The following is a 23,002-nucleotide window of genomic DNA, read 5'->3' as shown; positions in this document are numbered from 1 at the left end:
TCCACGCCCAAATAATCGACATCTCGCTCAATCCTTGTGCGCCGCACAAGGATTGAGCGAATCGCAAAATTAGCGTGCGGAATCAGCTCTGCGAAGAATTCGGGCAATGCGAATAACATCCTGAAATCCCTGCATTTCCAGCGTGCGCGCAACTGGCACGGAAATTGAAACGTCTTTGCGCGACGCCAACGACGACGTCCCTCAACATCATCAATCAGCATCGTGAACTCGCCACCGGGGTGATGCCTCGGAGCGCGCCTCCGTGCCTGGAGGCAGAGCCTGCAACGACGCAGCGGTGAGCCTGGAAGGGATACTCAATGACGAAGAATCCGACTCTGAACTCCACTTGGATTTCAGACTGGCGCCCCGAAGATGAGGCGTTCTGGAACGCGACTGGCAAGACCATCGCCCGACGCAACCTGATCTGGTCGATCGTGGCCGAGCATATCGGCTTCTCGGTCTGGCTGATCTGGAGCATCGTGACCACCAAGCTGCCGCAGGCGGGCTTCCACTATAGCACCGACCAGCTGTTCCAGCTCGTCGCGGTGCCGGGCCTGATCGGCGCCCTGATGCGCTTCCCCTACACATTCGCAGTGACGACCTTCGGCGGTCGCAACTGGACCATCTTCAGCGCGGCGATCCTGTTCATCCCGACATTGTCCCTTGCCTATTTCGTGAGCCAGCCCGACACGCCGTTCTGGCTGATGCTGCTGATCGCCTCGACCGCCGGCCTTGGCGGCGGCAATTTCGCCTCCAGCATGACCAACATCTCGTTCTTCTTTCCCGACCGGATGAAGGGCTGGGCGCTCGGCCTGAACGCGGCCGGCGGCAACATCGGCGTCTCCAGCGTGCAGCTCCTGACGCCGATCCTGATGACGCTCGCCGTCTTCAACCTGTTCCAGGCGACGCCCGTCGACGGCATCTATCTCCAGAACGCCGGTCTGATGTGGGTGCTGCCGATCGCGATCGCGGTGTTCGGCGCCGTGTTCTTCATGAACAACCTCACCTCGGCGAAGTCGTCGGTGAAGAACCAGCTCGCCATCGTCAAGCGCAAGCACACCTGGATCATGGCGTATCTCTATATCGGCACGTTCGGCTCCTTCATCGGCTACTCCGCGGCGTTCCCGCTGCTGATCAAGACGCAGTTCCCGACAATCACGATCTCGATCGCGTTCCTCGGGCCGCTGGTCGGCTCGCTGGCGCGCCCGTTCGGCGGCTGGCTCGCCGACAAGGTCGGCGGCTCCATCATCACCTTCTGGAATTTCATGCTGATGGCGGCGGCGACGGTCGGCGTGCTCTACTTCGTCGGGCACAAGGATTTCATCGGCTTCCTGTCGATGTTCCTGATCCTGTTCGTGACGACGGGCATCGGCAACGGCTCGACCTACCGCATGATCCCCTCGATCTTCCGCGAAGAGAATCTGTTCAAGGTTCGCGGCAAGGGCGATGCGGCACGTAGCGCCGCCCTGAAGACGGCGAGCATCGAGAGCGGCGCGGCCGTCGGCTTCATCGGCGCGGTCGGCGCTGTCGGCGGCTACCTGATCCCGAGCGGCTTCGGCAAGTCGATCGCGATAACCGGCGGCCCGTCGCTCGCGCTTGCGATCTATCTCGCCTTCTACGCCTCCTGCCTCGCGCTCACCTGGTGGTTCTACCTGCGTCGCAGCCCGCAGCCTGACGGCGCGCCAAGCCTTGCAGAGGCTCGCGTGTAACACTTGGTACGAATCTCGCTTCTCCCCGTACGCGGGGAGAAGCCCCTCTGATGACGTTTGATCCATGAACTTTTTCCGCAATGGCGCGGACGAAGGCAGACCGAAACAGACAGGAGAATACCATGACGCCCGAGCAGATCGCCCTCGTCCAGCAGAGCTTCGCCAAGGTCGCCCCGATCTCGGAGCAGGCCGCAGTGCTGTTCTACGACCGTCTGTTCGAGGTGGCGCCGTCGGTGCGCGCGATGTTCCCTGAAGACATGACCGAGCAGCGCAAGAAGCTGATGGGCATGCTCGCCGCCGTCGTCGGCGGCCTGTCGAACCTGGACTCGATTCTTCCCGCTGCCTCCGCACTCGCCAAGCGTCACGTCGCCTACGGCGCAACGGCCGAGCACTATCCGGTGGTCGGCGCGACGTTGCTCTGGACCCTGGAGAAGGGTCTCGGCGAAGCCTGGACGCCCGAACTGGCAAAGGCCTGGACCGACGCCTACGGCGTGCTGTCCGGCTACATGATGTCCGAAGCCTACGGCGCACAGCCGCAGGCTGCTGAATAGGAGATGCTCCGTGAGTGAACCGCTGGTCATCGTCGGTAACGGTATGGCGGCCGCGCGTCTGGTCGACGAGCTCGCCAAGACCGCGCTCGGCCGCTACGCGGTCGCCGTCATCGGCGAGGAGCCTCGGCTCGCTTACAATCGCGTGCTGCTCTCGTCCGTGCTGGCCGGCGAGACCGGCTCGCACGAGATCGAGCTCAGACCGGCCGATTGGTGGCGCCATCGCGGCGTCACCGTTCGCTACGGCTACCGCGTTACCGAGATCGACACCGGCCGCCGCGAGCTCAAGATCGCGGGCGAAGAGAGCATGGAATATTCCAAGCTCGTGCTTGCCACCGGCTCGACGCCGCTGCGGCTCAACGTGCCCGGCGCCGATCTCGCCGGCGTTCATACGTTTCGCGATACGCGCGACGTCGACCTTCTGCTGACGCTGGCCGCGGCGAAGAAGCGCGTCGTCGTGGTCGGCGGCGGGCTGCTAGGCCTCGAAGCGGCCTACGGCCTCGCCAAGGCCGGGGCGCCGGTGACGCTGCTGCACCTGATGGATCGTCTGATGGAGCGTCAGCTCGATGGGCCGGCTGCCGACCTGCTCAAGACGCTGGTCGAGCGCAAGGGCATCCGCATCCTGCTCAACGCCTCGACCGCCCGCATCCATGGCGATGGACATGTCGAGGCCGTCGAGCTTGCCGACGGCAGCCGCATCGAGGCCGACGCCGTGATCTTCGCCGCCGGCATCAAGCCGAACGTCACGCTGGCGAAGGAGGCGGGGATCGCCGTTAACCGCGGCGTCGTCGTCAACGACGTGATGCAGACATCCTCGTCCGACATTTTCGCGCTCGGCGAATGTGCCGAGCATCGCGGCACCTGCTATGGCCTGGTCGAACCCGCCTATGAGCAGGCACGGGTGCTGGCGCGGCATCTGGCCGGCAAGCCCGCCGCCTATCAGGGCAGCGTGGTCTCGACCAATCTGAAGGTGTCCGGCGTGAGCGTGTTCTCCGCCGGCGACTTCATGGGCGGACAGGGCAGCGAGAGCCTGGTGCTGACCGACCGCAGGCGCGGCACCTACAAGAAGCTCGTGATCGCCGACGGCCGGCTCACCGGTGCGGTGCTGATCGGCGATACCGTCGATGCGCTCTGGTATCTCGAGCTGATCCGCAATCGCGACAAGGTGGCGGCGATCCGCGCCGACATGATGTTCGGCCGTGCGCTCGCGCTTCCTTCGAAAGCAGCCTGACATGACCGCGATCGATCCCACGCTCCGCACCACCCGAACGACCTGTCCCTATTGCGGCGTCGGCTGCGGCGTGCTGGCAACGCCGGATGGCAAGGGCGGCGCGGCGATCGCGGGCGACCCCGATCATCCCGCCAATTTCGGCCGGCTGTGCTCCAAAGGCTCCGCGCTCGGCGAGACCGTCGGACTGGAGGGCCGCCTGCTCCATCCGATGATCCGCTGCAAGGGCGTGCTCGAACGCGTCGCCTGGAGCGATGCGCTCGATCACGTCGCCCATCGCATGCAGCACATCGTGGCCCGCGACGGCGCCGATGCGGTCGCGTTCTATCTCTCCGGCCAGCTCCTCACCGAGGATTATTATGTCGCCAACAAGCTGATGAAGGGCTTTGTCGGCACGGCCAACGTCGATACCAACTCGCGGCTCTGCATGTCGTCGTCCGTTGCCGGCCATCGCCGCGCCTTCGGCGCCGACACCGTACCCGGCTGTTACGAGGATCTCGACCAGGCCGATCTGCTCGTCTTCGTCGGCTCGAACGCAGCCTGGTGTCATCCGGTGCTGTTCCAGCGCATGCTGAAGAACCGGCAGGAGCGGGGCGCGCGGATGATCGTGATCGATCCGCGCCGCACCGACACCGCTGTTGACGTCGATTTGTTCCTCGGTCTCAAGCCGGGCACCGACACGGCCCTCTTCTCCGGACTGTTCGTTGATCTCGTCGACAGCGGCGCGTTGGACAAGGGCTACGTCGCCGACAACACGTCGGGCTTCGAGGATGCGCTGGCGCGCGCGCGCAGCATCGCCGGCAGCATCACCGCGACCGCGCTTGCCACGGGCCTGTCCGAGCAGGACGTCGCCACCTTCTTCAGGATGTTCCGTGACACCGAGAAGGTCGTCACGCTCTATTCGCAAGGCGTCAACCAGTCGGCGCAGGGCACCGACAAGGTCAATGCCATCCTGAATTGCCATCTCGCCACCGGGCGCATCGGCAAACCGGGCGCCTCGCCGTTCTCGCTGACCGGGCAGCCGAACGCGATGGGCGGCCGCGAGGTCGGCGGCCTCGCCAACATGCTCGCCGCCCATATGGGCTTCACGCCACCCGACATCGACCGCGTCAGGCGGTTCTGGAAGGCGCCGCGCATCGCCACCCATGAAGGCTTGAAGGCGGTGCAATTGTTCGAGGCGATCAATCGCGGCGAGGTCAAGGCGCTGTGGGTGATGGGCACCAATCCCGCGGTGTCGCTGCCCGATGCGGACTTCGTGCGCGAGGCGCTGAAGAAGCTCGAGCTATTCGTCGTTTCCGAAAACGTGCTGGCCAACGACACGGTCGAGGCGGGTCCGCATGTGCTGCTGCCGGCGCTCGCCTGGGGGGAGAAGTCGGGCACGGTGACCAACTCCGAGCGCCGCATCTCGCGCCAGCGCTCGTTCCTGCCGGCGCCGGGCGAGGCGCGCCCCGATTGGTGGATCCTCAGCGAGACCGCGAAACGCCTCGGCTTCGGCGACAGCTTCAACTACAAATCCGCCGCGGACATTTTCCGCGAGCATGCCGCGCTTTCGGCGTTCGAGAACGGCGGCCGCCGCGATTTCGACATCGGCGCGCTGACCTCGCTGTCCGACGAGGCTTTCGACGCATTGAAGCCGGTGCAGTGGCCGATGCGCGAAGGCGGGACGCCCAGCGAGCGCTTCTTCGCGCAAGGCGGCTTCTTCACCAATGACGGCAAGGGCCGCTTCGTTGCACCGGAGGTGCCCTCGCTGCGCAGCGAGACCGGCCCGTCGCGCCCCTTAAGGCTCAACACCGGGCGCATCCGCGACCAGTGGCACACCATGACGCGCACCGGGCTCAGCCAGCGGCTGGGCGCGCATCTGCCCGAGCCCTTTGTCGAGATCCATCCCGACGACGCCGGTAAATACGGCATCGCCCATGACGGCTATGCCCGGATTACCACCGATTACGGCCAATGCATCCTGAAGGCCGTCGTCAGCGACCGCCAGCAGCGCGGCACGCTTTTCGCGCCAATCCATTGGAGCGCGATGAACGCCTCGCACGGCCGCGTCGGCGCGCTGGTGCAGTCCTTCACCGATCCGTTCTCCGGGCAGCCGGAATCGAAGGCGACGCCGGCCGCGATCGCGCCTTACGAATTCGTCTTCCGCGGCTTTGCGCTGGCGCGCAAGCAGCTCGAGCTTCCGTCGAACCTGCTCTGGACCCGCGTTACGGTCGCCGGCGGCTTCGGCTATCTGTTCGCCGACAATGGTGATCTGTCGCGCTGGCCGGCCTGGCTCGATGGCATTGCGGGCGAGGACGTCGCCGAATATCGCGATTTTGCCGGCGGCATCTATCGTGCTGCCTCCTTCGCCGGAGATCGCATCGAGGCCTGTCTGTTCGTCGGTCCCGGCCATGACGCCGGGGATTGGGAGGTGGTCAGAACTGCCTTTACAGCCGATCACGTCACCGACGAGCAGCGCCGCATGCTGTTATCGGGCAAGTCGACGGAGGGCGCGGCCACGACCGGGCCGATCGTCTGCGCCTGCTTCGGTGTCGGCCGCGGCACCATCTGCGACACCATCGCGAGCGGCGCGCGCACGGCGGCGGAGATCGGCGCCAAGCTCAAGGCCGGCACCAATTGCGGCTCCTGCATCCCCGAGCTGAAGCGGCTGATCGCGACGACGGACGTCGCGGCAGTGAAGCCGGCCAAGGTCGCGAGCGCGGCGGGGTAGCTCCTCTCCTTCCATCGTCATTGCTTCGCCGCGCTCGCAATGACGGCGCGGAGGCCGCTCTTTCCAAAACGACGATCTCGTGCCCGGACGCAGCATCACTTTGACCGTGCGCTGCAGCGCGTCGGGACACGAAAGCCGTGTCGACGCAGCCATGCCTCCGCCCCAATCGACGCGCCGTCGATTGTGCCTTATGGTGCCGCGCGCTACCCTCAACGTTCAAAAAACAACAATGATGTACCTGGAAACGCCGCCGCGCCTGATCGAAACCAGGCTGTTCTCTGCCATGCCCGACAAGTTCCGCCGCAAGGACGTGCGGACGGATTGGGCCGACGCCAATCGGCCGAATGTGCCGACCGACAGTTTCATCGAGGGGCCATCCTTCGACAAGGACGGCAATCTCTACATCGTCGACATTCCGTTCGGCCGCATCTTCCGCATCGCGCCTGATGGCGCATGGTCGCTCGTGATCGAATATGAGGGATGGCCGAACGGGCTGAAGATCGCCTCCGATGGCCGCATCCTGGTGGCTGATTACATGCACGGCATCATGGAGCTCGATGTCGAAGTCGGTCGCGTCAAGCCGGTCCTCACGGCCCGCAATTCGGAATCATTTCGCGGCTGCAACGATCTGCATCTCGCCTCCAATGGCGACATCTATTTCACCGATCAGGGCCAGACCGGCCTGCATGACGCAAGCGGCCGGGTCTACCGGCTGGCATCCAATGGCCGCCTCGATTGCCTGCTTCATACCGGCATCAGCCCGAACGGCCTGGTGCTCGACCCCACCGAAACCGTGCTGTTCGTCGCGATGACGCGCGACAACGCGGTGTGGCGGCTGCCGTTCATGAGGGACGGCAGCGTGTCCAAGGTCGGCCGGTTCTGCTCGTTGTTCGGCACCAGCGGACCTGATGGGATGACCATGGATGCCATGGGCCGGCTGTTCGTGGGCCATGCTTCGCTCGGCCACGTCTTCGTGTTCGCGCCGAACGGCGAATTGATCGCGCGGATCAAATCGTGCGCGGGGCCGAATTGCACGAATGTCGCACTCGGTGGCGAAAGCAAGGACCGTCTCTATATCACGGAGTCTTCGACCGGCAGCGTGCTGGTCGCTGATATTGGCGGACTGTGAGCTTTAACATGAACACAAAACGCTTCGGCAAGACCGGCGCCAACGTCTCCGTCATCGGGCAGGGCACCTGGTATCTCGACCACGGTGACCGCAAGCGTGCGGTCGCCGCGCTCCAGCGCGGGCTCGATCTCGGCATGAGCCACATCGACACCGCCGAGATGTATGGCGATGCCGAGCTCGTCATTGCCGATGCCATTGCAGGGCGCCGCGATGAGGTGTTCCTCGTTTCGAAAGTGTTGCCGAGCAACGCCTCGCGCCGCGGAACCGTCGCTGCCTGCGAGCGCTCGCTGAAGCGGCTGAAGACCGACCGCCTCGATTGCTATCTGCTGCACTGGCGCGGTTCCTATCCGCTGGAAGATACCGTGGCCGCGTTCGAGGAGCTGGTGAAGGCCGGCAAGATCAAGTCCTGGGGCGTTTCCAATTTCGACGCCGACGATCTCGACGAGATTCTCGCCGTCGCGGGCGAGGGCCGCATCACCTGCAATCAGGTGCTCTATCATCTGAAGGAACGCGCGATCGAGCACGCGGTGATCCCCTGGTGCGAGCGGCATGGCGTCGCGGTGGTCGCCTATTCGCCGTTCGGGCATGACGACTTCCCGGATGCGCGCAGCAAGGGCGGTGCCGTGCTGGCGCGCATCGCAGAGGCACGTCGCGCGACGCCGCGTCAGGTCGCGTTGAGCTTCCTGACCCGGGCAACTACGGTGTTCGCGATCCCGAAGGCGTCGTCGGCCGAACATGCCGGCGAGAATGCGGCGGCCGGCGATCTCGTGCTGACGAAAGACGAGGTTTCTGCTCTCGATGCGGCGTTTCCGCGCGGGCCGAAGCCGCGCAGCCTGCCCATGCTGTAGTGCACAAACACCCATTGTTAACGGAGCATTGACGCGCGCGGACGTGAGCGCATATCGGCATCCTGTTTTCGGAAGTTGTGAACGCAACGCAATTGTCGTTTTTTACGACTGTTCTCGATTCGCATTTTGCCCGGGTTCCAGCCGTGACACCGCCGCCCGCCGCAGCCGCAAGGCTCGACAATATCCCCATGCCCGCGCCGGAGAAGAAGCAGAAGGCTCGCCGTGCGCCTGCGCGCGTCGATCATCCCTTCAAAGGCATTGCGCTGGTGCTGTTGTCGACCGTGTTTCTCGGCACCTCCGACACCACCGCGAAATATCTCTCGACCAGCCTGCCGTCGATCGAGATCACCTGGATCCGCTTCGTCACCTTCGCGCTGATGTTCACGCCGGTGATGCTGCCGGGCTCGCCGCTCCATGCGATGCGCACCGAGCGGCTTGGTCTGCAGCTGATGCGCGGTGCCGCGCTGCTCGGCTCCTCGCTGTTCTTCATCACCGGCCTGAGCTTCCTTCCCATTGCGGAAGCTTCCGCCACCGGCTTCGTCTCACCGCTGTTCGTCACGGCGCTGTCGATCGTTTTCCTGAGCGAGAAGGTGGGCATGCGCCGCTGGATCGCAACCGCTATCGGCCTGACCGGCGTGCTGATCATCCTGCGGCCGGGCACGAGCGCGTTCCACGCCGCCGCGTTCTTCCCGATCATCTCGGCGTTCTGCTGGGCTGCCGCGCTGATCCTGACGCGGATGATGAGCGGTCGCGAGGCCGTGCTCACCACCATGGCCTATTCCGCGCTGACGGGCGTTGCGATCCTGTCCGTGATGGTTCCGTTCGTCTGGGTCACGCCGAGCTGGAGCGCGATCGGGCTCGGCATCGTGATCGGCGTCGCCTCGACCGTCGGCCAGTGGATCATCGTGCTGGCCTATCGTTACGGCGATGCCTCGGTGCTGGCACCCTTCTCCTACACGCAGCTGCTCTGGGTCAGCATCTTGGGCTTCTTCATTTTCGGCGAAGTCCCGGATGTCTGGACCGTCGTCGGCGCCGCCTTCATCGTCGCCAGCGGTCTCTACATCGCCCATCGCGAGCGAGTGCGCCGCGCTCAGCTGCTGGTGCTGGAAGAGCGTTCCCCGAACGCCTGACGCAATATCGCAACTCGCACGTCGTGCTATCAACGGCTCCAACAACAAGGGAGGAGCCGGATGCGCGCTGCGATCTTCAGGAACGGTGAGATTGTCGTTGATCGGATGGCCGATCATAGGCCTGGTCCCGGCCAGGTTCTGGTCAGAACGCTCGCCTGCGGCATCTGTGGCTCCGACCTGCATGCGCGCCAGCACGCCCACCGCATGGTGGAGATGGCACGGAAGACCGGGCGCAAGCCGATGGACCTCGCCCGCGATGTCGTGTTCGGCCACGAGTTCTGCTGCGAGATCGTCGAATATGGCCCTGGCACCACCCGCAAGCTCAAGCCGGGCACGCATGTCTGCTCGCTGCCGGCGCTGGTGACGCCTCGAGGCATCGAAGGCATCGGCTATTCCAACGACAATATCGGCGGCTATGCCGAGGCGATGCTGCTGAGCGAAGCGCTGCTGCTCGAGGTGCCGAACGGCCTTGCGCCGGAACATGCGGCGCTGACCGAGCCGCTCGCCGTCGGGATCCACGCGGTGGCGAAGGCCAATATTCGTGGCGGCGAGGTGCCGCTCGTGATCGGCTGCGGCCCGGTCGGGCTTGCGGTGATCGCGGCGCTGCGGATCAAGGGGCTGCATCCGATCGTCGCCGCTGATTATTCGCCGGCACGGCGCACGCTGGCGGCAAAGCTCGGCGCCGACATCGTCGTCGATCCCAGGGTGTCGCAGCCTTATGCGACCTGGGCCGAGCATGCGCAGATGTCTGACGCCGAGAAGGCGGCGCGGCCGCCGTTCCAGGCCATGCTGCCGGCGCTGAAGCCCGCGATCATCTTCGAATGCGTCGGCGTTCCCGGCCTGTTGCAGCAGGTGTTCGAGGGCGCCCCGCGCGATGCTGGGATCGTGGTGGTCGGCGTCTGCATGGAGAGCGACAGAAATGAGCCGATGCTGGGCATCATGAAGGAGCTCAACGTCCAATATGTGCTCGGCTACACGCCGGACGAGTTTGCTGCGTCGCTGCGCCTGATCGCGGAAGGGCAGGTGGATGCGGCCGCGATGGTGACCGCCGAGGTCGGCCTCGATGGCGTCGCGAAGGCCTTCGCCGACCTTGCGAATCCCGAAGCGCATACCAAGATCATCGTGCAGCCGTGGCGGTGACGGCTACACCGGCAGTGCGATCGAATACTTCACCTGGCTCAGCGCAAAACTCGACTCGATCGAGGCGATGCCGTCGAGGCGGGTCAGCTTGGTCTTCAGGAAGGTCTCGTAGGAGGCGAGGTCGGCGGCGACGACGCGCAACAGATAGTCGCGATTGCCGGTCATGAGATAGCATTCCAGCACCTCGTCCCACTTGGAGATCGCGCGGGCGAAGCGGTTGAGATCCTCCTCCTTCTGCCGCGCCAGCTTGATCGAGATGAAGACGCTGACATGCAGGCCGAGCGCCTTCTGGTCCACAGTCGCGACATAGCGCGAAATGACGCCGCGCTCCTCCAATAGCTTGACCCGGCGGTGGCAGGGCGAAACCGAGAGCCCGACCTTGTCGGCGAGTTCCTGCATGGTCTGCCGGCTGTCGTTCTGGAGGTGGCTGAGGATCTTGCGGTCGATGGCGTCGAGTTCAGGCATTGGAATGAAACCTGTGCTTGGGGCGATATGTTGGTAAAATATCCCAATATCGGCGGGTATGGCGCGAAAAATTGAGAAGTTTGGCGCGGTCCGCGGGCGTATCATCGCCCCACCTGTTCCGGGAGCATTGCCATGCCCGTTGATTCCGCCCGTCTGGACATATTGACCGCCCTCAGCCGCAAGGCGCTGTGGCTATCGTCCTGGACCATCCACCACGCCAACCACATCCGTCCCAATGCCGATGGCCTCAAGGTCGGCGGCCACCAGGCGTCCTCGGCCTCGCTCGCCACCATCATGTCGGCGCTGTACTTTCACGTGCTGCGCCCCGAGGACCGCGTCGCGGTGAAGCCGCATGCGAGCCCGGTGTTCCACGCCATCCAATATCTGTTCGGCCGGCAGAGTCGCGAGAAGCTGGAGAACTTCCGCGGCTTCAAGGGCGCGCAGTCCTATCCCTCGCGCACCAAGGACGTCGACGATGTCGACTTCTCCACCGGCTCGGTCGGGCTCGGCGTCGCGCAGACGCTGTTCGCCTCGCTGGTGCAGGACTACGTCAAGGCGCATGGCTGGATGAAGGATCGCCGCGAAGGGCGGATGATCGCGCTCGTCGGCGACGCCGAGATGGACGAGGGCAACATTTTCGAGGCCCTGGCGGAGGGGTGGAAGCATGGCCTGCGCAACACCTGGTGGGTGGTCGACTACAACAGGCAGTCGCTCGACGCGGTCGTGCGCGAGGGGCTCTGGGAAAAATTCGAGACCATGTTCCGCAATTTCGGCTGGGACGTCGTCATCGTGAAATACGGCCGCCTGATGCGCGAGGCGTTTGCCGAACCGGGCGGCGAAGCCTTGAAGCGGTGGATCGACAATTGCCCGAACGCACTCTATGCGGCGCTGTGCTTCCAGGGCGGCGCGGCCTTCCGAAAACATCTGCACGACGAGATCGGCGACCAGGGACCGATCACGAAGCTGATCGACAAGCGCAGCGACGAGGAGCTGCTGGCGCTGATGTCGAATCTCGGTGGCCACGACATGGCGAGCATGCTGGAGGCGTTCGAATCCATCGACCACGATCGCCCGGTCTGCTTCATCGCCTACACCATCAAGGGCGTCGGCCTGCCGTTCCAGGGACACAAGGACAACCATGCCGGCCTGATGACGGTCGCGCAGATGGAGAAATATCGCGACAGCCAGAACATCCGCCCCGGCCATGAATGGGACAAGTACGAGGGCCTGCCGCAATCCGCCGCCGAGATCGACGCGTTCCTCGCGCGCGTGCCCTTCAACCAGGACGGCCGCCGCCTGACCGCGCCCGTCGTCGAGGTGCCCGCGCAGCTCGCCTTCAAGCCGTCGCCGCAGATGTCGACCCAGCAGGGCTTCGGCCTCGTGCTGAACGAGATCGCGCGCAGCGACAGCGAGCTGGCAAAGCGCATCGTCACGACTTCGCCCGACGTCACCGTCTCCACCAATCTCGGCCCCTGGGTGAACCGCCGTGGCCTGTTCGCCAGTGCCGAGAAGGCCGACTTATTCCGCAGCGAGAAAATTCCCTCCACCTACAATTGGGATGCCTCGCCCAAGGGCCAGCATCTGGAGCTCGGCATCGCCGAGATGAACCTGTTCATCATGCTCTCGGCGCTCGGCCTGTCGCACCAGATCAACGGCGAACGCCTGCTGCCGGTCGGCACGCTCTACGATCCCTTCATCGAGCGCGGCCTCGATGCGCTGAACTACGCCTGCTACCAGGATGCCCGCTTCATGGTGGCGGCCACGCCCTCGGGCATCACGCTCGCACCCGAAGGCGGCGCGCATCAGTCGATCGCGACGCCCTTGATCGGCATGGCGCAGGACGGGCTCGCCTCATTCGAGCCGGCCTTCGTCGACGAGCTCGCGGTGATCATGGCTTTCGGCTTTGAGCACATGCAGCGCGAGCCGGGTGAGGGCGGCTCGGTCTATTTGCGGCTCTCGACGCGCACGATCGAGCAGGCGCAGCGGATCATGACACCGGAGCTGCGACAGGGCATCACCGACGGCGCCTATTGGCTGCGCAAGCCCGGCCCGAATGCCGAGGTCGTGATCGCCTATACCGGCGCGGTCGCGCCGGAGGCGATCGAGGCCACCGGCTTCATCGGCGAGAGCCGCCGTGACGTCGGCCTGCTCGCGATCACCTCGGCCGACCGTCTGCATGCAGGCTGGACCGCCGCACGGAAATTGCGCCGCGACCGGCGCGGCGTGCAGCACCTCAGCCACATCGAAAGGCTGCTGGCACCGCTGCCGCGCGACTGCGGCATCGTGACCGTGATCGACGGCCATCCGTCTGCGCTCGGCTGGCTCGGCAGCGTCCGCGGCCACCGTGTCGAGGCACTCGGGGTCGAGCAGTTCGGCCAGACCGGCAGCATCGCGGACCTTTATCGGCACTATGGCATCGACGCGAACGCGATCATCGATGCGGCCGAAAGCCTCACCACCGGCGCGCCGGTGCTGCATCGGAAGATGGCGGTGTAGCTACGTCGTCATTCCGGAGCGATGCGAAGCATCGAACCCGGATTCTCGAGATTCCGGGTTCGGCTCTTCGAGCCGCCCCGGAATGACGCCTGAGAGAACCTTGCCTCTCTCCCGCCATCGGCTCATATAACCTCCGCTCGCCGCAACGCTGGCCCCGCATATGGCGGGTTCAATTGCCGGCGCTTTCGTGCAAGGATGCCTGCCGAAACGCCCCCACCATGCCCCCAAGAAGAGGTTAACGATGGTCAATCGCATGCAATTCTACATCGACGGCGCCTGGGTCGATCCCGTCGTCAAGAAGTCCACCGCCGTGGTCAATCCCGCGACGGAAGAGGCGATGTACGAGGTTGCGCTGGGCTCCAAGGCCGACGTGGACAAGGCGGTTGCCGCCGCCAAGCGCGCCTTCGCAACCTTCTCCCAGACCAGCCGAGAGGAGCGCGTCGCGCTGCTCACCAAGATCATCGAGGTCTACAAGGGCCGCCTCAAGGAGATCGGCGCCGCCGTCTCCGACGAGATGGGCGCACCGCTGCCGATGGCGGAGAAGCTGCAGGCCGGTGCCGGTCTCGGCCATCTCATGACCACGCTCGACGTGCTCAAGAACTATCATTTCGAGGAGCCGGTCGGCACCGCCATGGTGCTGCGCGAGCCGATCGGCGTGGTCGGCATGATCACGCCCTGGAACTGGCCGCTCAACCAGATCGCCTGCAAGGTCGCGCCGGCGCTCGCGGCCGGCTGCACCATGATCCTGAAGCCCAGCGAGTTCACGCCGACCTCGGCGCTGATCTTCGCCGAAATCCTCCATGAAGCCGGCGTGCCCAAGGGCGTGTTCAATCTCGTCAACGGCCTCGGCCCCGAGGTCGGCGCCGCCATGAGCGAGCACCCCGACATCGACATGATCTCCTTCACCGGCTCGACCCGCGCCGGCATCGACGTCGCCAAGCGTGCGGCGCCCACCGTGAAGCGCGTCAGCCAGGAGCTCGGCGGCAAGTCGCCGAACGTCATCCTCGAAGGCGCCGACCTCCAGAAGGCGGTGACCGGCGGCGTGATGCACATGTTCAACAACTCCGGCCAGTCCTGCAACGCGCCCTCGCGCATGATCGTGCCGCTGTCCAAGATGAAAGAGGTCGCCGCGATCGCGAAGGCCGTTGCCGACAAGACCAAGGCGGGCGATCCGCGCGCCGAAGGCACCACCATCGGCCCGGTGGTCAACCGCGGCCAGTGGGACAAGATCCAGGGCCTGATCAAGAAGGGCATCGACGAGGGCGCAACGCTCGTCGCCGGCGGCCCGGGCCTGCCCGAAGGTGTCAACAAGGGCTTCTATGTCCGTCCGACCATCTTCGCCGACGTCACCCCTGACATGACGATCGCGCGCGAGGAGATCTTCGGACCGGTGCTGGCCATCATCGGCGCCAAGGACGAGGCCGACGCGGTCAAGATCGCGAACGACACGCCCTATGGTCTCGCCGGCTATGTCTATGGTCCCTCGGTCGAGGACGCCAAGCGCGTCGGTCGCCAGATCCGCGCCGGCAACGTCAACCTGCAGGGCGTGCCCAACGACCGCACCGCGCCGTTCGGCGGTTACAAGCAGTCGGGCAACGGCCGCGAGTGGGGCAAGTTCGGCCTCGAGGATTTCCTCGAAGTGAAGGCGGTTGCGGGCTTCAACGCGGCGTAAGCTTTAGCGCCTGAACAATCACGACGCCGGAGCGGGTAACCGCTCCGGCGTTTTTCTTACGTCATTGCGAGCGAAGCGAAGCAATCCAGAACCTTTCCAAGTGTGCAGTCTGGATTGCTTTGTCGCGAGTGCTCCTCGCAATGACGCGGAGAATACGGAGCGCCTATCCCCCCAGCGCGCCCTGCGTGTTCACATACAGCGCGTAGATCGACTGGCTTGCGGCCATGAACAGGCGGTTGCGCTTGATGCCGCCGAAGCAGACATTGGCGCAGCGCTCGGGCAGCGCGATGCGGCCGATCATGAGGCCGTCGGGCGCGAACACGACGACGCCGTCGAGCTCGGGATCGCCCATGCCCCATCCGCACCAGAGATTGCCATCGATGTCGCAGCGCATGCCGTCGGGCGTGCCCGGACCTGCATCGATGTGAACGCGCTTGTTGGAAATCGTGGTGCCGTCGGCCGAGACGTCATAGGCGAGGATCTTGCGGTTCGGCACGCCGCGCGATTCCACCACGTAGAGGATCTTCTCGTCCGGCGAGAAGCACAGCCCGTTCGGCCCCAGCACGCCTTCGGCGACGATGGTCGCCTTGCCGGTTTCGGGATCGAGCCGGTAGACATTCGGATCGATCTCGCTCTCGGCCTTGTAGCCCTCGTAATTGCCGAGCAGGCCGAAGGTCGGATCGGTGAACCAAATCGAACCGTCCGATTTAACAACGACATCGTTCGGCGAGTTCAACCGCTTGCCGTTGAATTGATCCATCAGCACCGTGATGCTGCCATCATACTCGGTACGCACCACGCGGCGCCCGCCATGCTCGCAGGTGATCAGCCGGCCCTGCCGGTCACGCGTATTGCCGTTGGCGAAATTCGACGGCTTGCGGAACACTGAAACAGCGCCGGTCTCTTCTTCCCATTTGATGATGCGCTGGTTCGGGATGTCGCTGCAGAGCAGATAGCGTCCGTCGCCGAACCACACCGGGCCCTCGGCCCAGCGCAGCCCGGTTGCAATCCTCTCCACCGCCGACAGCTTCAGCCAGTATTTCTCGAAGCGGGGGTCCAATGCCCTAATCGCGGGGTCGGGATAGTAGCTCGCCGGCCGCCAGCCTGGCCGCTCCTGGGGATGGGACGATGCCTCATTCATGCCGGTTCTCTCGTTTCGTTCCCTCTGGACAATCCTGCTATCATTAGAGACATGTGACCGCAAATCGGTCAGCACAGGCGAGGAAAGACATGCCGCGTATTTTGATGACGGGAGCTTCGGGCGGAATCGGCACGAGCCTGCGAAAGCTGCTGCCGCCGATCTATCCGGATCTCCTGCTCTCCGACATCAAGCCGCCGGCCGATCTCGGCCCGAACGAAAAATTCAAGGCGGCGGATCTCGCCGATCTCGCGCAATGCGAGGCGATCTGCGAGGGCGTCGACGGCATCATCCATTTCGGCGGCTATTCAGTCGAAGGCACCTGGGATCAGATCCTCCAGGCCAACATCATCGGCGGCTATAATCTGTTCGAGGCGGCGTATCGCAAGGGCGTCAAGCGCGTGGTGTTTGCCTCCTCGAACCACGCCGTCGGCTTCTATCCGCGCCACCACAAGATCGGCACCGACGTGACGGCGCGTCCCGATAGCCGCTACGGCGTCAGCAAGGTGTTCGGCGAGGCCGTCGGTGCGCTCTATGCCGACAAGCACGGGATGAAGGTGACCTGCCTGCGTATCGGCAATTTCGGCGACATGCCGCTCGACCAGCGCCGGCTTTCGATCTGGCTGAAGCCAGACGACCTGGTGCAGCTCTGCCGCATCGGGCTCGAGCATCCCGACATCCATTTCGAAGTGTTCTACGGCGCCTCCTTCAACGAGCGTGCCTGGTGGGACAACCATCGCGCCTACGAATTCGGCTATCGCCCCACGGGCCGCGCCGAGGACTTCCGCGAGCATGCCATGGCGGAACAGGCCAAGCTGAAGCCGGATCCGGTCGGCGATTATTTCCAGGGCGGCACGTTCTGCAGCATGGAGTTCGATGCGGATCCGGGCCGGATCATCGATTGGAAGAAGCGGTAGTTCTGTTGATGTAGCCTGCGCCCTCGCTGCGGCGCAGGTACACTCCATCGCTCCGTTCTGAGGGGGAGAGGGTTGGGGGGAGGGGCCGCTTCCGCAGAGACGGTGACAGTCGGACCCAATCGCTCTGACGTTGATAGAGGGGCCCTCGCTGTCGAAAATAAGGCTCGCAGAGACCGTCATTGATCTAGATCAACTCACCGCCGGCATCAGCGGCTCTCGATTTGTGTGACCGCAAATCGAAAGCCCCGACAATGAAAATCAAACTATCAGCCGTTGCGATGTTCGCGATGATCATTTCCGAACCGTCGCAAGCCGCAGCGCTCACCGAGACCGAGGCGACTTTCCTCGACCAGCTCGTCATCGCATCCGTGGTGCTCGAACAGCGATGCGACGGCTACGAGGTCGACGGCAGCGGCAGCGTTCAGCTCGGCGCCCGACTGCTCGGCAGCCCCGATGCCGCCATGGCCATGATTGACGCCTATGCCACGGCCATCAAGGCCCGCGACGGCGAGAGTTACGATCCCGGTAAATTCCGCCCCGAGGTGGCGGATGCGGCCGCCACGACATTCAGGCGCGTCCGGACCGACCTGATCAGAAGCCCGAGCCGGGCCTGTGCCGATTATGGCGAGGCGAGCGTGGATCGCGGGCTGTTGAGACGGTACTGAACGGTCTCATGCGCGTCCTCGCTTGCTGCAGCGCGACCGGTCTACGCGGCGGGGGGAGGGGTGCTTCTGCAAGGACGGTGGGAGTTGAGTTCCCGGAGAGTTCCACACGCGGCAGCACTATCGCAGAGGACTCGTGATGGCGGTCTGCGCGCACGCCTCGTCCTTCGAGAGTTCGGATGGCCATAGAGGAGAGCTCTTAAGGCAATAGCCGCGGCGAGAGAGGTGAAGCTAGCGCCGCTATCGACTGATCTTATTGACAATCGAGGGGCAGGTTGTACCACAATGAGAACTTAAGGAGCGACCTGATGACGAGTGGTTTGCGCAAGGGTTTGACGAGCTATGGCGATGCCGGCTTTTCGCTGTTCCTGCGCAAGGCGTTCATCAAGGCCATGGGCTATTCCGACGACGCGCTGGAGCGCCCGATCGTCGGCATCACCAACACCTATAGCGACTACAATCCCTGCCACGGCAACGTCCCGCAGATCATCGAAGCCGCCAAGCGCGGCGTGATGCTGTCGGGCGCGATGCCGTTCGTGTTCCCGACCATCTCGATCGCCGAAAGCTTTGCGCATCCGACCTCGATGTATCTGCGCAATCTGATGGCGATGGACACCGAGGAGATGATCCGGGCCCAGCCGATGGACGCGGTGATCGTGATCGGCGGCTGCGACAAGACTTTGCCGGCGCAGGTGATGGCTGCGATCAGCGCTGATCTGCCGACCGTGGTGATTCCGGTCGGTCCCATGGTGGTCGGCCATCACAAGGGCGAGGTGTTAGGGGCCTGCACCGACTGCCGCCGTCTCTGGGCGAAATATCGCGCCGGGGACATGGACGATGCCGAGATCGAAGCGGTGAATGGGCGCCTCGCGCCGTCGGTCGGCACCTGCATGGTGATGGGCACGGCCTCGACCATGGCTTGCATGATCGAGGCCATGGGCTTGTCGCTGCCGATGAGCGCAACGATCCCCGCGCCCCATGCCGAGCGCTTTCGTCTTGCCGAGGCCAGCGGCAAGGTTGCCGCCGAGATGGCCAAGACCAAGGGGCCGAAGCCGAGCGATCTGCTGACGCCGGCGTCCTTCAAGAATGCGCAGGTCGTGCTTCAGGCCATCGGCGGCTCGACGAACGGCCTGATCCATCTGACCGCGATGGCGCATCGCTCGCCGCACCGGCTCGATCTCGGCGCGTTCGACCAGATCGGCCGCGAGGTGCCGGTGCTGGTCGATCTCAAGCCGTCCGGCGAGCACTATATGGAGCATTTCCATCACGCCGGCGGCGTGCCAAAGCTCTTGGCGCAGCTCGGCGACCTCATCGATCTCGACGCCAGGACGATCAGCGGCCAGACGCTGCGCGAGATCGCGGCGAATGCGGAGGACGTTCCCGGCCAGGACGCCATCCGTCCGCGCGACAATCCGATCAAGAAGGAGGGCGGTCTCGCCATCCTGCACGGCAATCTCGCGCCGCGCGGCGCGGTCATCAAGCAATCGGCCGCGAGCCCGAAGCTGCTTAAGCATACGGGGCGCGCGGTGGTGTTCGAATCCGTCGAGGACATGACGCTGCGGGTCGACGATCCCGATCTCGACGTCACCGCCGATGACGTGCTGGTGCTGCGCAATGCCGGCCCGAAGGGCGCACCCGGCATGCCTGAGGCCGGCTATCTGCCGATTCCCAAGAAGCTCGCGCGCGGCGGCACCAAGGACATGGTGCGTATTTCGGACGCGCGCATGAGCGGTACCGCGTTCGGTACCATCGTGCTGCATATCACGCCGGAATCGGCCGTCGGCGGACCGCTGGCGCTGGTGAAGAACGGCGACATGATCAGCCTCGACGTGGCCAAGCGCAGCATCGAGCTCCTGGTCGATGCTGCCGAGCTGGAGCGGCGGCGTGCCGCGTTGCAGCCGGCCGCAGCGCCCGCGGAGGCACGGCGCGGCTACGCCTGGCTGTTCAACGAGACCATCATGCAGGCCGACGAGGGCTGCGACTTCGATTTCATGCAGCGGACCGGCCCCGTGAAGGGCTGAGCGAGCGCGGCGCTACTTGCCCTTGCTCGTGAACTTCTTCACGGCAACGCGGAATTCCTCCGTGTTCATCGCCATGATGATCTTGTGCTCCTCGGCATCGAGCTGCTGCTTCACCGGCGTGGTGGCGGCCTGATAGACCAGCTGTTTGGTGCCGGCGATCGCGGCCGGCGGGTTCTGCGCGAGGCGCTCGGCGAGCTTTTGCGTCGCCCCCTTCAATTCCGCGGCGGGAACGACCTTCGCAACCAGGCCCCATTCATAGGCCTGCTGCGCGGTAAAATTGTCCTCGGACAGAAAGATCTGCAGCGCCCGGCGGGAGCCGACCGTGCCGACGATGCCCACGGTCGAGCCGCCGTCGGGCGACACGCCGATCTTGGCATAGGCCGGCGTGAACTTGGCGTCGTCGGCGGCGATGCAGAGATCGGTGACGAAGGCGAGGCCCATGCCGGCGCCGGCCGCCGAGCCGTGCACGCTCGACAGCGAGATCTTCGGCATGCGCCGGATGATCTCGATGAAGGCATGATAGTGCTTCAAGAGCTCGCCGACCACCGGCGTTACCGTGCCCGCCTCTGCAGCCGCCCCGATCGTCTGCAGATCGCCGCCGGCCGAGAATGCGCGGCCTTCGCCTTCGAGGACCACGACGCGGATCGCGTCATCGCCTTCGATCGCGGCCGCGAGCCGCTCGAGCTTCTGGGCGATGGCGAGGTTGATCGAGTTGAAGGCGGCGGGACGGTTGAGCGTGATGGTCGCGATCGGGCCATCGATCCGCAGCAGGGCGGGATCATCGGGCTGGGAGACGGGAGCTGGCATCTGGAATATCCCCGGCGTGAGGTCGTGGACAGCGACTAAATCGCAGAAGCGCGGGGGAGACAATCCCCGCGGCGCACCCTTGCACTGGACGGAACGATAGGCTCAAATGGATGCGCCTTCGCCAAGGGACGGACACGAGCGCCGGCTCCTCGTAAGGTCAGCAACCAAAATCAGCGAGAGAGGAGGCGGCATGGGTCACGCTCGTGTCTTCCGGAAATGGGCTGTCCAATGAGCGACGGTCCGGTCATCATCGTCGGTGCCGGCCATGGCGGCTATCAGGTCGCGGCGTCCCTGCGCCAGGCGGGCTTTTCGCAGCGCGTCTGCCTGATCAACGACGAGGCGCATCTGCCCTATCAGCGGCCGCCGCTGTCCAAGGCCTATATCAAGGGCTCGGCCGGGCCTGAGAGCCTGATGTTCCGGCCTGAAAAATTCTACCAGGATCAGAAGATCGAGCTGATCGCGGGCCGCGCGGTGTCGATCGACCGCGCCGGGCGCAAGGTGCATCTCGCCTCGGGCGAGACGCTCGCTTACGGCCATCTCGTGCTGGCGACCGGCGCGCGCAACCGCCTGCTCGATCTGCCCAACGCGAACCTCGCGGACGTAAAATATTTGCGCATCCTCGACGACAGCGAGGCGCTGCGCGCGATCATGCCGTCGAAGACGCGCGCCGTGATCATCGGCGCCGGCTTCATCGGGCTCGAGTTTGCCGCGACGGCCCGGATCAAGGGCCTCGAGGTCGACGTGCTCGAGCTTGCGCCGCGCGTGATGGCACGTGCGGTGACGGCGGAGGTCTCCGAATATTTCCAGGCGCGGCATCGCGAGGCCGGCATCCGCATCCATCTCGGCGTGCAGGCGACCTCGATCGAGGCCGAAGGCGGCAAGGTCACCGGCGTGTCCCTGAGCGACGGACGGCATCTGCCTGCCGACCTCGTCGTGGTCGGCGTCGGCGTGCTGCCGAACATCGAGCTCGCGGCGCAGGCGGGGTTGCCGGTCGCCGCTGGCATCATCGTCGACGAATATCTTGCGACCGCCGATCCCGACATCTCCGCGATCGGCGATTGCGCGCTGTTCGCCAGTCCGCGCTTCGGCGGATCGCTGCGGCTGGAATCGGTGCAGAACGCCACCGATCACGCCCGCTGCCTCGCGGCGCGGCTGACCGGCGACAAGAAGCCTTATGACAGCCATCCCTGGTTCTGGAGCGACCAGGGCGACGACAAGCTCCAGATCGCGGGACTGACGACCGGCTACGACCGTGTCGTGCTGCGCGGCGATCCCACCAAGAAGGCGTTTTCGGCGTTCTGCTACCATGGCGAGAAGCTGCTTGGCATCGAGTCCATCAACCGCGCCGGCGACCATATGTTCGGCCGTCGTCTCCAGGCCATGGATCGCTCGATCACGCCGGAGCAGGCCGCGGACGAGAGCTTCGACCTGAAGAGCGCGCTGGCGTGATCAGCCTGCGCCGAGCACGGCCATAACCTCCGCGGCCGTCGGCATCGACGGCCCGGCGCCCATGCGCTGCACGCTGATCGAGGCGGCGGCGTTGGCGAAGGCGAGAGCGGCGCGCAAGGGCGCACCGTCGGCGAGTTGCGCGGCGAGCGCTCCGACAAAGCAGTCGCCCGCGCCCGTGGTGTCGACCGCCGTCACCGCGCGCCCCGGCACCACAATCTCCTCGCGCCCGGCGAGCGCGAGCACGCCGCGCTTGCCGAGCGTGACGCAGATGGTCTGATCCTGGCGCGCCTGAAGCTGTCGCGCCACGTCGATGATCTCTACGGCCTCGTCACTGTCGGACAGTTCCACGCCGGCGAGGAAGCCGAGCTCGGTCTCGTTCAGCACCAGGATGTCGACGAGCGCCAGCAGCCCATCGGGCATCTTTTGCGCCGGCGCCGGGTTGAGCAGCGTCGTAGCCCCGGCCTCACGCGCGCGCCGGAAGAACGCGGCGATGGCGGGCAGCGGAATCTCGAACTGGCTGACCGCGACGTCGCCCGCCAGCAGCGGCACGACCTCGACGTCGTCGGCGCCGACCAGCCCGTTCGCGCCGGGAATGACGACGATTGTGTTGTCGGCTTCCGCCACCGTGATGATCGCGGTGCCGGTGTGCGCCTCGGCCATCTCCTGGACATAGCCGAGATCGATGCCCTGGTCGCCGAGGAAGGTCCGCAGCTCGGCTCCGAACGAATCCTTCCCCAGCCGCCCAATCAACGTGGTCCGCGCGCCGAGCCGTGACGCCGCCACCGCCTGGTTCGCGCCCTTGCCGCCTGGGAAATACAGCACCTGCCTACCCGCGACGGTCTCGCCGATGCGGGGATGGCGATCGGCCGTCGCCACCACATCCATGTTGATGCTGCCGGCGACGAAGACGCGCCCCATAGGAAACCTCAAGCG

At 65.1% G+C, this 23,002-nt stretch carries 18 protein-coding genes; 14 read left to right on the top strand and 4 right to left on the bottom strand.

Annotation, left to right across the window (positions count from 1 at the left end; translation table 11 throughout):
• Positions 1-317: 317 nt before the first annotated feature.
• The 8 genes from P6U31_RS25665 (at position 318) to P6U31_RS25630 (ending at position 10,442) form a co-directional block, all read left to right on the top strand.
• Positions 318-1,709 (top strand): MFS transporter, encoded by a 1,392-nt coding sequence (locus P6U31_RS25665; RefSeq protein ID WP_407184548.1) that lies wholly within the window; start codon positions 318-320, stop codon positions 1,707-1,709.
• 122 nt (positions 1,710-1,831) lie between these two features.
• Positions 1,832-2,260 (top strand): globin family protein, encoded by a 429-nt coding sequence (locus P6U31_RS25660; RefSeq protein ID WP_407184547.1) that lies wholly within the window; start codon positions 1,832-1,834, stop codon positions 2,258-2,260.
• Between the two features lie 43 nt (positions 2,261-2,303).
• On the top strand, positions 2,304-3,488 hold the full coding sequence (locus P6U31_RS25655; protein ID WP_407189943.1) for an NAD(P)/FAD-dependent oxidoreductase: 1,185 nt from the start codon (positions 2,304-2,306) through the stop codon (positions 3,486-3,488).
• A gap of 1 nt (position 3,489) precedes the next feature.
• A complete protein-coding gene (locus tag P6U31_RS25650) occupies positions 3,490-6,195 on the top strand; it encodes a molybdopterin-dependent oxidoreductase (RefSeq protein WP_407184546.1) in 2,706 nt (901 codons plus the stop codon).
• A gap of 232 nt (positions 6,196-6,427) precedes the next feature.
• On the top strand, positions 6,428-7,324 hold the full coding sequence (locus P6U31_RS25645) for an SMP-30/gluconolactonase/LRE family protein (protein WP_407189942.1): 897 nt from the start codon (positions 6,428-6,430) through the stop codon (positions 7,322-7,324).
• An 8-nt stretch (positions 7,325-7,332) separates the two neighbouring features.
• The gene (locus tag P6U31_RS25640) at positions 7,333-8,172 is read left to right on the top strand and encodes an aldo/keto reductase (protein ID WP_407184545.1); all 840 of its coding nucleotides are present in this window, start codon (positions 7,333-7,335) and stop codon (positions 8,170-8,172) included.
• 188 nt (positions 8,173-8,360) lie between these two features.
• Positions 8,361-9,302 carry a DMT family transporter gene (locus P6U31_RS25635; RefSeq protein WP_407189941.1) on the top strand — a complete coding sequence of 314 codons (942 nt, stop codon included), beginning with the start codon at positions 8,361-8,363 and terminating at the stop codon, positions 9,300-9,302.
• Positions 9,303-9,362: 60 nt separating this feature from the next.
• Positions 9,363-10,442, top strand: coding sequence for a zinc-binding dehydrogenase (locus P6U31_RS25630; RefSeq protein WP_407184544.1), 1,080 nt, complete (start codon positions 9,363-9,365; stop codon positions 10,440-10,442).
• Positions 10,443-10,445: 3 nt separating this feature from the next.
• Here the strand turns inward: P6U31_RS25630 and P6U31_RS25625 are convergent, their stop codons facing one another.
• The gene (locus tag P6U31_RS25625; RefSeq protein WP_407184543.1) at positions 10,446-10,907 is read right to left on the bottom strand and encodes an Lrp/AsnC family transcriptional regulator; all 462 of its coding nucleotides are present in this window, start codon (positions 10,905-10,907) and stop codon (positions 10,446-10,448) included.
• A gap of 132 nt (positions 10,908-11,039) precedes the next feature.
• Between P6U31_RS25625 and P6U31_RS25620 the strand changes: the two genes are divergently transcribed.
• Both P6U31_RS25620 and P6U31_RS25615 read left to right on the top strand, forming a co-directional pair.
• Positions 11,040-13,403, top strand: coding sequence for a transketolase (locus P6U31_RS25620; RefSeq protein ID WP_407184542.1), 2,364 nt, complete (start codon positions 11,040-11,042; stop codon positions 13,401-13,403).
• A 241-nt stretch (positions 13,404-13,644) separates the two neighbouring features.
• Positions 13,645-15,075 carry an aldehyde dehydrogenase family protein gene (locus P6U31_RS25615; protein WP_407184541.1) on the top strand — a complete coding sequence of 477 codons (1,431 nt, stop codon included), beginning with the start codon at positions 13,645-13,647 and terminating at the stop codon, positions 15,073-15,075.
• 163 nt (positions 15,076-15,238) lie between these two features.
• Here the strand turns inward: P6U31_RS25615 and P6U31_RS25610 are convergent, their stop codons facing one another.
• Positions 15,239-16,216 carry an SMP-30/gluconolactonase/LRE family protein gene (locus P6U31_RS25610; protein WP_407184540.1) on the bottom strand — a complete coding sequence of 326 codons (978 nt, stop codon included), beginning with the start codon at positions 16,214-16,216 and terminating at the stop codon, positions 15,239-15,241.
• An 89-nt stretch (positions 16,217-16,305) separates the two neighbouring features.
• On the opposite strand from P6U31_RS25610, the gene P6U31_RS25605 reads away from it, so the two are divergent.
• From P6U31_RS25605 to P6U31_RS25595, 3 genes are all read left to right on the top strand, one after another.
• Positions 16,306-17,130, top strand: coding sequence for an NAD-dependent epimerase/dehydratase family protein (locus P6U31_RS25605; RefSeq protein WP_407184539.1), 825 nt, complete (start codon positions 16,306-16,308; stop codon positions 17,128-17,130).
• A gap of 251 nt (positions 17,131-17,381) precedes the next feature.
• Positions 17,382-17,795, top strand: coding sequence for a hypothetical protein (locus tag P6U31_RS25600; RefSeq protein ID WP_407184538.1), 414 nt, complete (start codon positions 17,382-17,384; stop codon positions 17,793-17,795).
• 305 nt (positions 17,796-18,100) lie between these two features.
• On the top strand, positions 18,101-19,813 hold the full coding sequence (locus P6U31_RS25595) for an IlvD/Edd family dehydratase (RefSeq protein WP_407184537.1): 1,713 nt from the start codon (positions 18,101-18,103) through the stop codon (positions 19,811-19,813).
• 12 nt (positions 19,814-19,825) lie between these two features.
• Here the strand turns inward: P6U31_RS25595 and P6U31_RS25590 are convergent, their stop codons facing one another.
• Positions 19,826-20,620 (bottom strand): enoyl-CoA hydratase/isomerase family protein, encoded by a 795-nt coding sequence (locus P6U31_RS25590; protein WP_407184536.1) that lies wholly within the window; start codon positions 20,618-20,620, stop codon positions 19,826-19,828.
• Positions 20,621-20,848: 228 nt separating this feature from the next.
• Between P6U31_RS25590 and P6U31_RS25585 the strand changes: the two genes are divergently transcribed.
• On the top strand, positions 20,849-22,069 hold the full coding sequence (locus P6U31_RS25585; RefSeq protein ID WP_407184535.1) for an NAD(P)/FAD-dependent oxidoreductase: 1,221 nt from the start codon (positions 20,849-20,851) through the stop codon (positions 22,067-22,069).
• Here P6U31_RS25585 and rbsK read toward each other — a convergent pair whose 3' ends face one another.
• Complete coding sequence (gene rbsK / locus P6U31_RS25580; protein ID WP_407184534.1) at positions 22,070-22,987, bottom strand: ribokinase; 918 nt, start codon at positions 22,985-22,987, stop codon at positions 22,070-22,072.
• Between the last annotated feature and the right edge of the window lie 15 nt (positions 22,988-23,002).

The sequence above is a fragment of the Bradyrhizobium centrosematis genome (assembly GCF_045571495.1).
Lineage (GTDB): Bacteria > Pseudomonadota > Alphaproteobacteria > Rhizobiales > Xanthobacteraceae > Bradyrhizobium > Bradyrhizobium centrosematis.
The sequence above is the reverse complement of the archived record's forward strand: the minus strand, read 5'-3'. Positions and strand labels throughout refer to the sequence as shown.

Bases quoted from the DNA above. Each gene is read 5' to 3' on its own strand.
- P6U31_RS25655 (WP_407189943.1), top strand. From the start codon at position 2,304: ATGGCGGCCGCGCGTCTGGTCGACGAGCTCGCCAAGACCGCGCTCGGC.
- P6U31_RS25615 (WP_407184541.1), top strand. From the start codon at position 13,645: ATGGTCAATCGCATGCAATTCTACATCGACGGCGCCTGGGTCGATCCC.
- P6U31_RS25605 (WP_407184539.1), top strand. From the start codon at position 16,306: ATGCCGCGTATTTTGATGACGGGAGCTTCGGGCGGAATCGGCACGAGC.
- P6U31_RS25635 (WP_407189941.1), top strand. From the start codon at position 8,361: ATGCCCGCGCCGGAGAAGAAGCAGAAGGCTCGCCGTGCGCCTGCGCGC.
- P6U31_RS25665 (WP_407184548.1), top strand. From the start codon at position 318: ATGACGAAGAATCCGACTCTGAACTCCACTTGGATTTCAGACTGGCGC.
- P6U31_RS25610 (WP_407184540.1), bottom strand. From the start codon at position 16,216: ATGAATGAGGCATCGTCCCATCCCCAGGAGCGGCCAGGCTGGCGGCCG.
- P6U31_RS25590 (WP_407184536.1), bottom strand. From the start codon at position 20,620: ATGCCAGCTCCCGTCTCCCAGCCCGATGATCCCGCCCTGCTGCGGATC.
- P6U31_RS25660 (WP_407184547.1), top strand. From the start codon at position 1,832: ATGACGCCCGAGCAGATCGCCCTCGTCCAGCAGAGCTTCGCCAAGGTC.
- P6U31_RS25645 (WP_407189942.1), top strand. From the start codon at position 6,428: ATGTACCTGGAAACGCCGCCGCGCCTGATCGAAACCAGGCTGTTCTCT.
- P6U31_RS25625 (WP_407184543.1), bottom strand. From the start codon at position 10,907: ATGCCTGAACTCGACGCCATCGACCGCAAGATCCTCAGCCACCTCCAG.
- P6U31_RS25600 (WP_407184538.1), top strand. From the start codon at position 17,382: ATGAAAATCAAACTATCAGCCGTTGCGATGTTCGCGATGATCATTTCC.
- P6U31_RS25640 (WP_407184545.1), top strand. From the start codon at position 7,333: ATGAACACAAAACGCTTCGGCAAGACCGGCGCCAACGTCTCCGTCATC.
- P6U31_RS25585 (WP_407184535.1), top strand. From the start codon at position 20,849: ATGAGCGACGGTCCGGTCATCATCGTCGGTGCCGGCCATGGCGGCTAT.
- P6U31_RS25620 (WP_407184542.1), top strand. From the start codon at position 11,040: ATGCCCGTTGATTCCGCCCGTCTGGACATATTGACCGCCCTCAGCCGC.
- rbsK (WP_407184534.1), bottom strand. From the start codon at position 22,987: ATGGGGCGCGTCTTCGTCGCCGGCAGCATCAACATGGATGTGGTGGCG.
- P6U31_RS25595 (WP_407184537.1), top strand. From the start codon at position 18,101: ATGACGAGTGGTTTGCGCAAGGGTTTGACGAGCTATGGCGATGCCGGC.
- P6U31_RS25650 (WP_407184546.1), top strand. From the start codon at position 3,490: ATGACCGCGATCGATCCCACGCTCCGCACCACCCGAACGACCTGTCCC.
- P6U31_RS25630 (WP_407184544.1), top strand. From the start codon at position 9,363: ATGCGCGCTGCGATCTTCAGGAACGGTGAGATTGTCGTTGATCGGATG.